This window comes from Pigmentiphaga litoralis (assembly GCF_048632615.1).
In the GTDB taxonomy this organism is placed as follows: Bacteria; Pseudomonadota; Gammaproteobacteria; order Burkholderiales; family Burkholderiaceae_B; genus Pigmentiphaga; species Pigmentiphaga litoralis_B.
Genome location: NZ_CP184479.1, coordinates 1,487,957 through 1,502,716, shown reverse-complemented (window position 1 = coordinate 1,502,716; position 14,760 = coordinate 1,487,957). Strand labels below are relative to the sequence as shown.

12 protein-coding genes and 1 pseudogene are annotated in these 14,760 nt (G+C 63.4%); 5 read left to right on the top strand and 8 right to left on the bottom strand.

Annotated features, from left to right (window positions below; all coding sequences use genetic code 11):
* Both ACNANG_RS06595 and ACNANG_RS06590 read left to right on the top strand, forming a co-directional pair.
* A complete protein-coding gene (locus tag ACNANG_RS06595; RefSeq protein WP_420226515.1) occupies positions 1 to 207 on the top strand; it encodes a hypothetical protein in 207 nt (68 codons plus the stop codon).
* Between the two features lie 26 nt (positions 208 to 233).
* Entirely contained in the window at positions 234 to 614 is a 381-nt protein-coding gene (locus ACNANG_RS06590) for a hypothetical protein (protein WP_420226514.1), read from the top strand.
* 27 nt (positions 615 to 641) lie between these two features.
* Here ACNANG_RS06590 and ACNANG_RS06585 read toward each other — a convergent pair whose 3' ends face one another.
* A complete protein-coding gene (locus ACNANG_RS06585) occupies positions 642 to 1,649 on the bottom strand; it encodes a CAP domain-containing protein (RefSeq protein WP_420226513.1) in 1,008 nt (335 codons plus the stop codon).
* A gap of 281 nt (positions 1,650 to 1,930) precedes the next feature.
* On the opposite strand from ACNANG_RS06585, the gene ACNANG_RS06580 reads away from it, so the two are divergent.
* From ACNANG_RS06580 to ACNANG_RS06570, 3 genes and pseudogenes are all read left to right on the top strand, one after another.
* Positions 1,931 to 2,119: a YqaE/Pmp3 family membrane protein gene (locus ACNANG_RS06580; RefSeq protein WP_420226512.1), complete on the top strand. Its 189-nt coding sequence runs from the start codon at positions 1,931 to 1,933 to the stop codon at positions 2,117 to 2,119.
* 192 nt (positions 2,120 to 2,311) lie between these two features.
* Positions 2,312 to 4,926: pseudogene (alaS, locus tag ACNANG_RS06575) on the top strand (alanine--tRNA ligase).
* A gap of 17 nt (positions 4,927 to 4,943) precedes the next feature.
* Complete coding sequence (locus ACNANG_RS06570) at positions 4,944 to 5,189, top strand: sulfurtransferase TusA family protein (protein ID WP_420226511.1); 246 nt, start codon at positions 4,944 to 4,946, stop codon at positions 5,187 to 5,189.
* A 6-nt stretch (positions 5,190 to 5,195) separates the two neighbouring features.
* On the opposite strand, the gene ACNANG_RS06565 is transcribed toward ACNANG_RS06570, so the two are convergent.
* The 7 genes from ACNANG_RS06565 to ACNANG_RS06535 form a co-directional block, all read right to left on the bottom strand.
* Complete coding sequence (locus tag ACNANG_RS06565) at positions 5,196 to 7,316, bottom strand: TonB-dependent siderophore receptor (protein ID WP_420226510.1); 2,121 nt, start codon at positions 7,314 to 7,316, stop codon at positions 5,196 to 5,198.
* Between the two features lie 228 nt (positions 7,317 to 7,544).
* Positions 7,545 to 9,653: an elongation factor G gene (gene fusA, locus ACNANG_RS06560; RefSeq protein WP_420226509.1), complete on the bottom strand. Its 2,109-nt coding sequence runs from the start codon at positions 9,651 to 9,653 to the stop codon at positions 7,545 to 7,547.
* A gap of 177 nt (positions 9,654 to 9,830) precedes the next feature.
* Positions 9,831 to 10,451: a ketopantoate reductase family protein gene (locus ACNANG_RS06555; protein ID WP_420226508.1), complete on the bottom strand. Its 621-nt coding sequence runs from the start codon at positions 10,449 to 10,451 to the stop codon at positions 9,831 to 9,833.
* Between the two features lie 65 nt (positions 10,452 to 10,516).
* A complete protein-coding gene (locus tag ACNANG_RS06550; protein ID WP_420226507.1) occupies positions 10,517 to 10,825 on the bottom strand; it encodes a ketopantoate reductase family protein in 309 nt (102 codons plus the stop codon).
* A 119-nt stretch (positions 10,826 to 10,944) separates the two neighbouring features.
* Positions 10,945 to 13,791, bottom strand: a complete 2,847-nt coding sequence (locus tag ACNANG_RS06545) for a valine--tRNA ligase (RefSeq protein ID WP_420226506.1) — start codon at positions 13,789 to 13,791, stop codon at positions 10,945 to 10,947.
* A gap of 93 nt (positions 13,792 to 13,884) precedes the next feature.
* Positions 13,885 to 14,322, bottom strand: a complete 438-nt coding sequence (locus tag ACNANG_RS06540; RefSeq protein WP_420226505.1) for a hypothetical protein — start codon at positions 14,320 to 14,322, stop codon at positions 13,885 to 13,887.
* A 1-nt stretch (position 14,323) separates the two neighbouring features.
* A complete protein-coding gene (locus ACNANG_RS06535; protein WP_420226504.1) occupies positions 14,324 to 14,755 on the bottom strand; it encodes a DNA polymerase III subunit chi in 432 nt (143 codons plus the stop codon).
* Between the last annotated feature and the right edge of the window lie 5 nt (positions 14,756 to 14,760).

Here is a 14,760-nt window from a genome sequence, read left to right as displayed (position 1 = left end):
ATGACCAAGCTATCGATTGCCATAGCGAAGACTTCCCTGCTTGCCGCCGTAATGGGCGCTGCAACGTTCGCCGTGCCCGCCGCCGCGCAACTCGCCGCCCCGCAATGGACCCGCCCCGCGATGGACTCGACGCATGTGACGGGGACGGCGGAGCGGGTGATGCCGGAGATTGCGAGCAAGTTGGACGGCGTGATGGAGCCCCTCTAAAAGCGCCCTCGACCATAGCCGAACTCTTGGCCGCATTCGACGGGGTTCTGCTCGAGATGCCTGGTAATGATCGCGCAGGAGCTTTCGAACAGCTTCGCTTTCGTTTCAGCAGCGGAAAAATGCAAACCCAGTTCACTGCACTTTGGAATTGGTATGACGGCTGCAGTGCGGACGACCGCATGCCGCGTTGTGTTCACGGCAATCACCTGATTTTTTTGTCACCAGAGGGTTTGACGGTCACTAGGAGAGGGTGTGGTGGGCTCAATGGAAATGCAGGCGGGAGCGCGGAATTTAAATGGACAGATTTTGTTCAGTTGGGTGGATTAGGCGCGGTTGATAAGCACTGGGTACTGCAGCGAGACTCATTATGGGCATCCTGCTACGCCGATGTGGGATCTAACGATTGACGTTGCAGGACATCCCAGACGTTGCCGTTAAGAGGCGGTGGTAAAAGACCATCGCGTCTGGCTGGACCTGCCCTCATATACGACTTTCAGCGTAAGTTCGTACTGGGTTCCTTTCTGTAGTGGCTCCTTCGGTATAACAAAGACGCAGTGAGGCGCTTTAATCAGGTTAGAGTCGTTACGAACGTCAGTTCCGCTTGGAGCTGTGACTTGTGTTGATGAGTGTTTTAGGATCCACCCCGGCACGACTCGCGCGCGTGCAACGTCGTTAAGCCCTGAGAAGTCAACTTGCATCCCAACGGTTCGGATGACCCGCGTGCAATACATGATGGGTGGACCCACTTGAATACTGTAGTTGGATGCGACATCCGGTAGCGGATTGGGCGTCTCCGAGTACGGAACGAACGTCGTTGGGACATCGGTCGCGTCTTTCACGGGCCATGTCCAGGGTTCAATTACCGGTGGCAAACGTCTGTCGCTTGTTCCTATGGTGATAGAACTGATGACGCTCGGCGCCCCTCCTGATTCGACCGCAAATCCTATTCCTAGCTCGTTCGCGTTGGGGGTGAGTATCGCCGCTAAGTGGTAGACGGAGTTCAGATGCGAATTGATGTGGTTGGCGCCGCTCCTGGTCGACCCTATCCTTGCAAGAACCTCGGTTTGCGGAAGGTTCAGATATGCCTGTTGTCGTGCACGCTGGATGTAGTCAACGCCGGTGAATAGCGGCTGCCCGCTGCTCTGCTCATGCCCGAACACATTATTCCGCACCTGATAATCCGAATGCGCCTGCGCAGCCCGATCCAGCTCCACACTCTGCTTCAACGCACTCACTCCAGCCGCGATCCGCGCTTCGTTGATCCGCTTGAACGCCTCGGCATGCATCCCCGTATACGTTGATGTCGGCATCGTCAGGATTGGTTGCTCGACCGGCTTCTCCGTCGACACGGCTGCTGACCCGCCCGGGGCAGGCCCCTCATCCCCACCGCCACCGCACCCCGCGACCACCATGCCAGCCGCCATGGCAGCGATGCCCGCCACCGCCCAGCCTCCGCCCGCGACCGCCCGGCCTCCGCCAGCCACCGCCCAGCCTCTTCTACCCGCCACCGCCCGGCCTCTGCCCCCCACCGCCCAACCACCAAGCCCCGTCACGCAACCCCTCGCCATGTCCTTCCCCACAATCTTCATTCCTATCCCCACATCAACGGCGAAACCCTCGCCGCGGTCCGCCGGACCACCCGGCTTTACACAGCCTAACGCGGCGGGGTAGCCTGTACGGCCGTCACATGGACAGTTTTGTCCTAGCAAAAAGGTTCGTTTCCATGCGTTTGGTCATTGCCCTGCTGTTGCCCTGGCTGCTGTTTTTCACGATCGGCCGCCCGTTCGCCGGCATCCTCTGCCTGATCCTGCAGATCACGGTCATCGGCTGGATCCCCGCGGCCATCTGGGCGGTCTATGCCCTGAGTCAGTACAAGACCGACCAGAAGATCCGCACGGCCTTCCCGCGCTGATCTGCCCGGCCGCCTGGCCGGCCGACCTGCCCCTCCGCCTTGGCCCATCAGCGTTTTCGCCACCGAGCCACGCTGGCGCGCACGGGCGACCCCTTCCGGGCGCGCGACCCTCTATAATCAGAGGTTCGATTCTTACCCCTGGGGATGCAAACTGCGGTCTTTTGCGATTCATCCCCGCCCATGAGCGCTGCGATGAAATCCGCCGAGATCCGTCAGAAATTCCTGCAATTCTTCGAATCCCAGGGGCACACGATTGTCCCGTCGTCGTCCCTGGTTCCCGGGAACGACCCGACGCTGTTGTTCACGAACTCCGGCATGGTGCAGTTCAAGGACCTGTTCCTGGGCACCGAAACCCGCAGCTACAAGCGCGCGACGTCGTCGCAGCGCAGCGTGCGTGCGGGCGGCAAGCACAATGACCTGGAAAACGTCGGCTACACGGCGCGGCATCACACCTTTTTCGAAATGCTGGGCAATTTCAGCTTTGGCGACTATTTCAAGCGCGAAGCGATTCAGTACGCATGGCAGTTGCTGACAGGCGTGTATGGCCTGCCCAAGGAAAAGCTGTGGGTCACCGTCTACCAGGAAGACGATGAGGCCTACGCGCTGTGGCGGGACGAAATCGGCGTGCCGGTCGAGCGCATCATCCGCATCGGCGACAACAAGGGCGCGCGTTACGCGTCCGACAACTTCTGGCAGATGGGCGACACGGGTCCGTGTGGTCCGTGTACGGAAATCTTCTATGACCACGGTCCGGACATCTGGGGTGGCCCTCCGGGATCGCCCGAAGAAGACGGCGATCGCTACATCGAGATCTGGAACCTGGTGTTCATGCAGTTCGAGCGGGACGCGGCCGGCACGCTCACGCCGCTGCCCAAGCCCTGCGTGGATACCGGCATGGGGCTGGAGCGGATCGCGGCCGTGCTGCAGCACGTGCATTCCAACTATGAAATCGATCTGTTCCAGAACCTGATCAAGGCCGCCGCGCGCGAGACGGGCTGCACGGACCTGAACGAGAATTCGCTCAAGGTGATCGCCGATCACATCCGCGCATGCTCGTTCCTGATCGTCGACGGCGTGATTCCTGGCAGTGAAGGCCGCGGCTATGTGCTGCGCCGGATCATCCGCCGCGCGCTGCGCCATGGCTACAACCTGGGTCAGAAAAAGCCTTTCTTCTATCGCCTGGTCAAGGACCTGGTGGCCGAGATGGGCGAGGCCTATCCCGAACTGGTGGCCAACCAGTCGCGCGTCGAGCAGGTGCTGCGCCAGGAAGAAGAACGTTTCGGCGAGACGCTGGAAAACGGCATGAAGATCCTGGACGTGGCGCTGGCGGGTCTCAAGCCAGGCCAGGCCCTGGATGGCGATACGCTGTTCACGCTGTATGACACCTATGGTTTCCCGACGGACCTGACCGCCGACATTTGCCGCGAACGCGACATCGACGTGGACATGGCGGGCTTCGAGGTCGCCATGAAGCGCCAGCGCGACCAGGCGCGCGCCGCGGGCAAGTTCAAGCAGTCGGCGGGCCTGTCGTATGACGGCGCCAAGACCGTGTTTGTGGGGTATTCCGAACTGCTGGGCGAAGGCCGGGTCACGGCACTGTATGTCGATGGCACGCCGGTCAAATCGATCGAGGCGGGCCAGTCAGCCGTCGTCGTGCTCGACCACTCGCCGTTCTACGCCGAGTCGGGCGGGCAGGTGGGCGATTCGGGTGTGCTGTACGCGAGCCAGGGCAAGTTCATTGTTGACGACACGCTGAAGGTGCAGTCCGAAGTGTTCGGTCATCACGGCAAGCTGGAAAGCGGCCGGCTGGAGCTGGGCGAGACCGTCAAGTCGGAAGTGGATGCCGAGCGCCGCGCGCGCACGGGCCGCAACCACTCGTCGACGCACTTGCTGCACAAGGCCTTGCGGATCGTGCTGGGCGACCACGTGCAGCAGAAGGGCTCGCTGGTCGATCCGGACAAGACCCGTTTCGACTTCGCGCACGACGCGCCCATGACGTCGGACGAGATTGCCCGTGTCGAAGCCATCGTGAACAAGGAAGTGCTGGCCAACACGCCCGTCACGACCAAGATGGTGTCGTACGACGAGGCGGTCAAGGACGGCGCGGTGGCGTTGTTTGGCGAGAAGTACGGCGACGAAGTGCGGGTGCTGGACATCGGCTTTTCCCGCGAACTGTGCGGCGGCACGCACGTGGCGCGCACGGGCGACATCGGCCTGTTCAAGATCGTGACCGAGACGGGCGTAGCCGCGGGGATCCGCCGGGTCGAGGCCATCACGGGCGACAACTCGCTGGCGTATGTGCAAAACCTGAACGCAACGCTGAACACGGCGGCGAACACCCTCAAGGTGCAGCCGGGCGAAGTCCCTGCGCGACTGGGTCAGGTGCAGGATCAGGTGCGTCAGCTGGAAAAGGAACTGGCGCAACTCAAGAGCAAGCTGGCGACCAGCGCCGGGGCTGATCTGGCTGCGGGGGCGGTTGACGTCAAGGGCGTGAAGGTCCTGGCCGCGGTGCTGAATGGCGTGGATCCGAAGTCGCTGCGCGAGACTGTGGACAAGCTGAAAGACAAGCTGCACTCGGCCGCGATCGTGCTGGCCGCTGTCGAAGGCTCGAAGGTGAGCCTGGTGGCAGGGGTGACGGCCGACGCGTCGGGCAAGGTCAAGGCGGGCGAACTGGTGAACTTCGTGGCGCAGCAGGTCGGCGGCAAGGGGGTGGCCGTCCTGACATGGCCATGGCCGGCGGCACCGATCCTTCCGGTCTGGATACGGCCCTGGCGGGCGTGCAGGCCTGGGTGGAATCCCGCCTGTAACCCTCCAGGAGAATCGCATGAGTGATGGAGATCTGTCGTTCGACCTGGAAGTGGATGCCAAGGGGCTGAAGTGCCCCTTGCCCATCCTTCGGGCGAAGAAGGCATTGGCGACGCTGACCAGTGGTCAGGTGCTGAAGGTCATTGCGACCGACACGTCGTCAACGCGCGACTTCCAGGCGTTCGCCAAGCAGACAGGCAATGCATTGCTGGCGCAGACCGATGACGGCGAGGGCGTGTACACGCACTTCCTGAAGCGGCGGTAAGCACCCTTAGCGATACCGATATCCCACCGTGAGCATCACCGTGCGGGGATTGCCCGCCGCCACCGCCGCCGCCAGGCCACCCGCGTAATACGTCTGATCCAGCACGTTCCGGATTGTCAACGCGGCGCGCCAGGCATCGGCGTGGTAGCCCACGCCCACGTCTCCCACCAGATACCCCGGCAGTTCGTAACCGTAGGCGTAGCGTTTCGCCTCGCCGCGGACGCCTGCGTTCACCTCCCATCCCCGTAGTGCGTCCTTGAATCGGTACCGTCCCGACACCGTCAGGTGGTGGCGCGCTACGTTGTTCAAAGGCTGCCCGGCCGTGGTGGTGGCAGCGGTGCTTGCGCCATCCTCGGTGATCTCGCCGGCGGTAAAGGCGTAGCCGCCGAACAGACTCAGGCCGTTGCGCAGGTCAGACGCGACTCCCAGTTCCATGCCGCGCGTCCGCTGCTCGCCAATGGCAAGGTTATAGCCTGTGTTCACGGGGTCGGCTTGCAGCACATTGCGACGGCGCAGGTCGAAGGCGGCAAGGGTCACGGCCGTCGCGCCGTCGTCCAGGTCGACTTTGACGCCGGCTTCCCACTGACGCCCGCTTTCCGGGGCGAACAGCCGCGCCTGGACGTCGGTGCCGGTGTTCGGGTAGAAGGACGTGGCGTAGCTGACATAAGGCCGGACGCCGCGCGCCACTTCCATCATCACCGCCGCCGATCCGGTGGTCTTGGATGCGGGATTGGACTGATAGCTGCCGTTCAGATTGTTGGTCGTATAGGTAGCCGTATGGTCCCGCCGCAGACCTGTCACGACGGTCCACCGGTCGCCGAACTTCACTTGATCGCGTGCATACACCCCCAGCGACCGGATCGTGGTGACGTTGTCGGTGCGAAAGGTTGCCGGGCAGACGACGGGACTGCCGTAAACCGGGTTGAACACATTCAGGTTGGCCACTGTGCACGTCTTTTGCAAAGCGGTTTCCTGGGAGTGGATGTAGTCGTTGCCCAGGGTGACTTCATGCGTGCCAAACCGCGTGGCAAAGACGCGCTGGACATGGGTGTCGATGCCGCTCGTCGCCCCATTGAGGACTTGGTCGGTCGCACCGCGACGCAGGCTTGCGCTGTCGGCGGACAGAGAAGTGGTCGTCACGAACTGCCCGGACATCGTGTAATCCTGCCTGCGGACCGTCTGGCGCAGTGTCCACCCTGAATCGAAGCGATGGGTCAGGGCGTAGCCGACGCGCGACTGGTACGCGCGGTAGGGTTTCTGTCCCGGTTCGCCGGTGAATCGATCCCGTGGCAGACGGCCGTTGACGTTGGGCAGCACGGAGCCCGACAGGGGCAACCCTTGCTGCCGCAGATACTCGCGTTCCTGATAGCTGGCGAGCAGGGTGAAGTCGGTGCGCGGACCGAGGTCGAACGACAGGGACGGCGCGATATGTCGATTTCGGAAATACACGGGGTCGGTCGGGTCGTCGCTGTTCATGACAAGGCCATTCAGCCGGAACGCCGCCTTGCCGTTCTCGGACAGCGGCCGCCCCAGGTCGAACGTTCCCTGGCGCAGGCCATAGCTGCCGACGGTCAGATCGGCGTCGGCAAAGGCGCTTGCCTGGGGGCGCTTGCTGACCATGTTGACCAGGCCTCCGGGCAGGACCTGGCCGTACAACAGCGACGCGGGACCCTTGACGACCTCGACACGATCGATGCCATACAACTCTTCGGCCACGCGGTTGTTGGCGCCAGTACGCAGTCCGTCCAGGAAGAGGGCGTCGGACGCCACCTGGCCGCGAATGATCAGATCGTCCCACCCCCGCCGACCGAACGTCTGCGCCACGACTCCCGGCACGTTGCGCAGTGCGTCGGACAGTGACTGGGCCTGCTGGCTGTCCAGTACGGCGCGGGGAACGACGGTGATCGATTGCGGCGTTTCGTTCAGTCCAAAGGTCGATTTGTTGACCTGGGGCGGGGCAACCGGATTGAAGGCCGCGCGTTCTTCGGCCGCGCTTCCGGTCTGCACGGTGATGGCGGGCAATGTGGTGGCGGCCGCCCCCGCGCCTTGCACCGTCGCCGTCCCCGGACTGACCCCGGCGTCCGGCGCCGGCGTCTGCGCCGTCACCGCCATCGAAACGGTCAGCATACCTACTGACATGCCGGCCAATCCCATCACCCTGACTGCTTTAATCGCACCCTGCTGCTGCACCAACACGCACCCCTATATTGAATGAGAACTATTATTATTTGTGCGGGATCGTAGCATGAAGCGCTGCAAATACTGCCCATAAAAAAACGGACCCCGAAGGATCCGTTTTCGATGTGGCCGACGCCGTCCGGCCTGGCCCGGCGTCAGCCGACTACTGCAGCATGCTTACCGCGACTGCCGCTGCCCCACCACCTGTTCCACCACATTGCGCGGGGCTTCCGCGTAATGCTTGAATTCCATGGTGTACGTGGCGCGGCCCTGGGTCAGCGACCGCAGGCCGGTCGAATACCCGAACATCTCGGCAAGCGGCACCTCGGCGCGCACCAGCTTGCCGCCGCCACCCGCAATGTCTTCCATGCCTTGCACCATCCCGCGGCGCGACGACAGGTCGCCCATCACGTTGCCCATGAAGTCTTCAGGCGTTTCCACCTCGACGCTCATCATCGGTTCCAGCAGCACGGGCGTGGCGCGCTTCATGCCTTCCTTGAACGCCATCGAGCCGGCCATCCGAAACGCGTTTTCGTTCGAGTCGACGTCATGGTAGGAACCGAAGGTCAGTGTCGCCTTGATGTCGACCACGGGGTAGCCCGCCAGCACGCCAGCCTTCAGCGATTCCTGGATGCCCTTGTCGACCGCCGGGATGAACTCGCGCGGCACCACACCGCCCTTGATCTGGTCGACGAACTCGTAGCCCTTGCCTTGCGGCTGGGGTTCGAGCGACAGCACCACGTGACCGTACTGACCGCGACCGCCCGACTGTTTGACGAACTTGCCCTCGACATCCGACACCTTGGAACGGATGGCCTCGCGATACGCCACCTGCGGCTTGCCGACGGTGGCTTCTACGTTGAACTCGCGCTTCATCCGGTCGACCAGGATTTCCAGGTGCAGCTCGCCCATCCCGGAAATGATGGTCTGGCCGGATTCTTCGTCGGTATGCACGCGGAACGACGGGTCTTCCTGGGCCAGCCGGTTCAGCGCGATGCCCATCTTTTCCTGGTCGGCTTGCGTCTTCGGTTCCACGGCCTGCGAGATCACAGGCTCGGGAAAGATCATGCGTTCCAGGATGATGACGGCATCGGGATCGCTTAGGGTGTCGCCCGTCGTGACGTCCTTCAGGCCGACCGCCGCCGCGATGTCACCGGCATGCACTTCCTTGATTTCCATCCGCTCGTTGGCGTGCATCTGCACGATCCGGCCCAGGCGTTCCTTCTTGCCCTTCAAGGGGTTGTAGACGGTGTCGCCGGTCTTGACGATGCCCGAGTACACGCGGAAGAAGATCAGCTGACCGACGAACGGGTCGGTCATGATCTTGAATGCCAGCGCGGAAAACTTCTCGTCGTCGGCCGGGTGGCGTTCGATTTCCTTGTCGTCTTCGTCCATGCCCTTGATGGCGGGCACGTCTACCGGCGACGGCAGGTAATCGATGACGGCATCCAGCATGGCCTGCACGCCCTTGTTCTTGAAGGCGCTGCCACACAGCATCGGCACGATCTGGTTCGCCACGGTCCGCAGGCGGATACCGTGCTTGATTTCTTCTTCGGTCAGCGTGTCGCCATTGAGGTACTTGTCCATGAGTTCCTCGGTAGCCTCGGCCGCCTCGGACACCATGGTTTCGCGCCACTCCGCGGCGGTCGCCTGCAGGTCTTCGGGAATATCGCGGTATTCGAACGTCACGCCCTTGTCGGCATCGTTCCAGATGATGGCTTTCATCTTGACGAGGTCGATCACGCCTTCGAAGTGGTCTTCGGCGCCCACGGGAATCTGCAGCGGCACGGCGCGGCCCTTCAGCCGGTCGCCGATCTGGCGCTGCACGCGGAAAAAGTCCGCACCGGTCCGGTCCATCTTGTTGACGAACGCGATCCGGGGCACGGCGTATTTGTTCGCCTGCCGCCATACGGTTTCGGATTGGGGCTGCACGCCGCCGACCGAGTCGTAAACCATCACGGCGCCGTCGAGCACGCGCATGGAACGTTCGACTTCGATCGTGAAGTCCACGTGCCCCGGGGTGTCGATGATGTTGATGCGATGCTCGGGATAGTTGCCCGCCATGCCCCGCCAGAAAGCAGTCGTGGCCGCCGACGTGATGGTAATGCCGCGTTCCTGCTCCTGTTCCATCCAGTCCATGGTGGCGGCGCCATCATGCACTTCGCCAATTTTGTGATTGACCCCGGTGTAGAACAGGATGCGCTCGGTCGTGGTGGTTTTGCCGGCATCGATGTGGGCGCTGATTCCGATGTTCCGGTAGCGTTCAATAGGGGTCTTTCGGGTCATGGCAATCTCATGAAGTGGTTGCTGGACGAACTGTCAATACGACAGAACCGAGGGTTGAACAGACAGCGAGTCTGCTCCCAAACGCGGCCTGCCGGCAATAGTGCGGCATGATTTTGTAATGCCGGATACATATATAGGGCCGCGCGGTGGACGGACAAGTGGGACGCCCCAACAATTTCACCCTTGCCGCGTCACCCGCCGGTTCAGCCCCTGCAACAGGGGCAGCACCACATCCAGCGCTGGCGTCGCCACCTTGCCGTACCGCGCCAGCACCTGCACCTGGCCCAACAAGGCGTCCACTTCCATAGGCCGGCCGGCCAGTACGTCCTGCAGCATGGATGGCCGGGCTTCGGGCACCCGCGCTGGATCGAGCAAGGCTTCCACGTCCAGGCCGTCGGCGACCGGGAACCCCGACGCATGGGACACGGCAATGACTTCGTCGATCAGGGCTCGCGACAGATCCCGGATGCCGGGCTCCAGCAGGCGTTCACGCGCCGTCAGTCCTGTCAGGGCGCACAGCGGATTGACCGAAACATTCAATACCAGTTTGCCGAAGACGTCGCGGCGCAGATCGGTCCGGGCGGCCACTTCGATGCCCGCCCCCGCGAACAGATCGACCACTGCGGACAGACGCGGCGACAGGCTGCCGTCCGGCTCGCCCAGCAGGAAACGGCTGTGCCCGCGGTTGGTGATTTCGCCGGGCGCTGTCACTTCGTTGGGCGAATAGATCACGCCGCCCAGCGCTGCGTCGGCGCCCAGGCCGTCCCGCAAGGCACGGTCGGGGTCGATCAGATCCATTGGGACGACCGACGCCGGGTGACCCGCCGGCAGCCCATGAGACCACCACCAGGGAATGCCATTGATCAAAAGAGGACCGGCGCGCCCGGTGCGCGCAGGGCGGCCAGGGCGGGCGCGGCCTCGGGCAGGGACGTGGCCTTCAGCGTCACGATGATCAGGTCCTGCGGCGGGAGGTCGGTGGGGTCATCCGTTGCCGCTGCCGGCTGAACGGTGGTGCGCTGGCCGTTCTGCACCAAGGTCAGGCCCCGTTCCCGGATCGCCGCCAGGTGCGCGCCGCGCGCAACCACCGACACCTCCGCCACACCGGCCGACGCCAATCGGACTGCCACGTTGCCACCAACGGCGCCGGCGCCGTAGATCGTCACTCTTTTCATGTGTTTGCCTCGTCATGTCGTCAATCGCGCGGCGCAACGCTCAGCCCCGACGCGGGTCGATAAAAAAACGGGTGACCGCCTTCGCGATGCACCCGTTTCGTGGTTTCCGGTCAGCCGCCTTACTTCAGGCGCTGACGCTGTTCCCGGACCTTGGCCAGTGTGTCGTTGAACTGGGCCATCCGGGCTTTTTCCTGATCCACCACCGCCGCTGGCGCGCGTTCCACGAAGCTCGCGTTGCTCAGCTTGGCCGTGGTCTTGGCAATCTCGCCTTCCAGGCGCGCGATTTCCTTGTCGAGCCGTGCCTGTTCCGCCGCGACATCGATTTCGATATGCAGCATCAGACGGGCCTGGCCGACCACCTGCACCGGCGCGCCCACGTCGGGCAGGGTGTCCATGACGTTGACTTCACTCAGCCGGGCCAGCGCGGCCAGGTAAGGGCCGTTGCGTTCCAGGGTGGCGCGGTCGCCGGTCACGTTCAGCGGGGCCTTCTGGGACGGCGGCACGTTCATCTCGCCACGCAGTGCGCGCACGGCATCGATCTGCGCCTTCAGTTCCGCCATGGCGGCTTCGGCGGTTTCGTCGATCTTTTCGGGCTGCGACACGGGATAGGGCTGCACGCCGATCGACGTAGCCACATCCGCGCTGCGCTTGCCGGCCACGACCGACACCTTCTGCCACAGTTCTTCAGTAATGAACGGGATGATCGGGTGCGCCAGGCGCAGCACGGTTTCCAGCACGCGGATCAGCGTGCGGCGCGTGCCGCGTTGCTGCGCGTCGGTACCGCGTTGCAGCTGGACCTTGGCCAGTTCCAGATACCAGTCGCAGTATTCGTCCCACACGAAGCGGTAGAGAGACGTCGAGATGTTGTCGAAACGGTAGTCTTCGAACCCGCGCGCGATGTCGGCTTCGGTGCGCTGCAGCTGGCTGATGATCCAGTTGTCGTACACCGAGAGTTCGATCTCGGCCGACTCGTCCAGCCCGCAGTCCTTGCCTTCCACGTTCATCAGCACGAAACGCGTGGCGTTCCAGAGCTTGTTGCAGAAATTGCGATAGCCCTCGCAGCGTTTCAAGTCGAAATTGATGTTGCGGCCCAGAGTCGCGTAAGCCGCCATGGTGAAGCGCAGCGCATCGGCGCCAAACGCGGGAATGCCTTCCGGAAATTCCTTTTTCGTTTTCTTGGCGATGCTTTCGGCCTGCTTCGGATTCATCAGGCCGGTGGTGCGTTTGGCCAGCAGTCCGTCCAGCCCGATGCCGTCGATCAGGTCGACAGGGTCCAGCGTGTTGCCCTTGGACTTGCTCATCTTCTGGCCTTCCGCATCGCGGATCAGCCCGTGGACATACACGTGGCGGAACGGCACCTGACCCGTGAAGTGGGTCGTCATCATCACCATCCGGGCGATCCAGAAGAAGATGATGTCGAAACCCGTGACCAACACCGACGACGGCAGATACTTGGACAGGTCCGGCGTCTGCTCGGGCCAGCCCATGGTCGTGAAAGGCACCAGCGCCGACGAGAACCACGTGTCCAGCACGTCGGGGTCGCGGGTCAGCGGACCGGTCACGCCGGCCGCCAGCGCTTGGGCCTGCGCATCGGCTTCGGAACGCGCCACGAAGATCTGGCCGTCTTCGGCATACCACGCCGGGATCTGGTGGCCCCACCAGAGCTGACGCGAAATGCACCAGTCCTGGATGTTGTTCAGCCACTGGTTATAGGTGGTGGTCCAGTTTTCGGGATAGAACTTGACACGGCCGTCGGCCACCACTTCCAGGGCGACGTCGGTAATGGACTTGCCGGGGTTGATCGTGCCTTCGGGCGCTGGCTTGCTCATCGCCACGAACCACTGGTCCGTCAGCATGGGCTCGATGACCGAGTTGGTCCGGTCGCCGCGCGGCACCATCAACTTGTGCTTTTTGACTTCGATTAGCAGGCCCAAAGCTTCCAGGTCCGCCACGATGCGTTTGCGCGCTTCGAAGCGTTCCAGGCCGCGATAGGCCTCGGGCGCCTCGTCGTTGATCATTGCGTCGAGCGTCAGCACCGAAATCATCGGCAGGCTGTGGCGCTGGCCAACGGCATAGTCGTTGAAGTCATGCGCAGGCGTCACCTTGACCACGCCCGTGCCGAATTCGCGATCCACGTAGTCGTCGGCAATCACCGGGATCAGGCGGCCGGTCAACGGCAGGCGGACCTGGCGGCCGATCAAGGCGGTGTAGCGTTCGTCGTCAGGATGGACCATGACGGCCACGTCGCCCAGCATGGTCTCCGGACGCGTGGTGGCGACCACCACGGATTCATCGGAATCGGCCAGCGGATAGCGGATGTGCCACATGTGGCCATCTTCTTCTTCGCTGATCACTTCCAGGTCGCTGACGGCGGTACCCAGTTTCGGATCCCAGTTCACCAGGCGCTTGCCGCGGTAGATCAGGCCCTGCTCGTACAGCCGCGCGAAGGTCTCGGTCACGCCACGCGACATGTCGTCGCTCATGGTGAAGTATTCACGGGTCCAGTCGGGGGACGTGCCCAGCCGACGCATCTGGCCGGTGATCGTGCCGCCCGAATATTCCTTCCATTCCCACACCTTCTTGATGAAGGCGTCGCGGCCCAGGTCATGACGGCTGACCTTTTGCGCGTCCAGCTGCCGTTCGACCACGATCTGCGTGGCGATGCCGGCATGGTCGGTGCCCGGCACCCACACGGTGTCGTAGCCGCGCATGCGGTGGTAGCGGGTCAGGCCATCCATGATGGTCTGGTTGAAGGCGTGACCCATGTGCAGCGTGCCCGTCACGTTCGGCGGCGGCAGCTGGATGGCGAAGGCCTCGGCATTCTTGTCCGACGTGACGTGGGTCCCGCCCGCGAAGTCGCCGCGCTTTTCCCATTCCGGGTACCAGCGGGCTTCGATCGGCGCGGGCTCGAAGCTCTTGGGGAGTTCGTCGGTCGCGATGGGAGGGGTCGTGTCAGCTTGGGTCATCAACATTCCGGAAAAGCAGGTCAGGGCGCGCCGATGCACGGGGCGCCAGAGTCAACCGACCATTTTAGGCGATCGGACGCGGCGGCGGGGCGCCTAGGGCAAGCGATCGTCGCTGCGCGGACGGGGGCGTTGCTGCTCGACGACGGCGGTCTGGCGGATCAATTCCCTGTTCAAGCCTTCGTCCAGCATGCGGGATATTTCATCGCGCAGCTGATCGGCTACGTCGTCCATGACCCGGTCGACGGCGGCGGCAATGTGCTGCTGCATGCGGGCGCGCAGGATGGGTTCGATGCGTCGGTGCACGTCTTCGAGCAGCGCAGTGCGCATGTCATTGAACAGGGTTTCGTCAACGACACCGCCGCTGCGCGGCATGTCCGCCGCCTGCTGGATCAGCGGCAGCGGCGCGGCGGGCGCGGTGGCCGAGGCCGATGGCTCGGGGTCGCCGGCAGGCGACGCAGCGGGCACGTCGATCACCTCGGTCAGCACCGGAATGCTCGGGTCGTCGCGGGAAATCAGGGGGTCGATAGGCATGTCAGGGCAGGTCCTGGGTCGCCAGATCGTGCTTGACGATCTGGTGGCCACATTCTTGATAGAAGCGCCAGCGGGCGCGGGCTGCCTCGCGCTCGGACGCGTCGTTCGACACGATCTCGATCACCCGCCGGAAGCGGGTGTAGATCGGCGGCCAGCTGTCGTCGAGATTGAGGAGCCATTCATGATGCGGGGTGTCGGCATCCGACGAGGTCAGCACCACCGGCGTCTGGGCCGCCAGGGGATCGTCGACGGCCACATGCGGCACGAAGGCCAGATCGTCGAAGGCCCACAGCAGCCGGTCGAACTGGTCCAGCCGGGTGGTGTCGCGGCAGTACACCACCAGCTTCTGGCCGGCCTTGACGCGTTTGACCGCGACCTGGCAGGCCGTCCGCAGGCGGTCGGGCGCACCGAAGGCAAAGTCGATCTCGGTCATGCCGC

Coding starts and splice junctions, on each gene's coding strand:
- ACNANG_RS06595 (WP_420226515.1), top strand. CDS start 1: ATGACCAAGCTATCGATTGCCATAGCGAAGACTTCCCTGCTTGCCGCC.
- ACNANG_RS06580 (WP_420226512.1), top strand. CDS start 1,931: ATGCGTTTGGTCATTGCCCTGCTGTTGCCCTGGCTGCTGTTTTTCACG.
- ACNANG_RS06570 (WP_420226511.1), top strand. CDS start 4,944: ATGAGTGATGGAGATCTGTCGTTCGACCTGGAAGTGGATGCCAAGGGG.
- ACNANG_RS06565 (WP_420226510.1), bottom strand. CDS start 7,316: ATGCTGACCGTTTCGATGGCGGTGACGGCGCAGACGCCGGCGCCGGAC.
- fusA (WP_420226509.1), bottom strand. CDS start 9,653: ATGACCCGAAAGACCCCTATTGAACGCTACCGGAACATCGGAATCAGC.
- ACNANG_RS06555 (WP_420226508.1), bottom strand. CDS start 10,451: ATGGATCTGATCGACCCCGACCGTGCCTTGCGGGACGGCCTGGGCGCC.
- ACNANG_RS06550 (WP_420226507.1), bottom strand. CDS start 10,825: ATGAAAAGAGTGACGATCTACGGCGCCGGCGCCGTTGGTGGCAACGTG.
- ACNANG_RS06545 (WP_420226506.1), bottom strand. CDS start 13,791: ATGACCCAAGCTGACACGACCCCTCCCATCGCGACCGACGAACTCCCC.
- ACNANG_RS06540 (WP_420226505.1), bottom strand. CDS start 14,322: ATGCCTATCGACCCCCTGATTTCCCGCGACGACCCGAGCATTCCGGTG.
- ACNANG_RS06535 (WP_420226504.1), bottom strand. CDS start 14,755: ATGACCGAGATCGACTTTGCCTTCGGTGCGCCCGACCGCCTGCGGACG.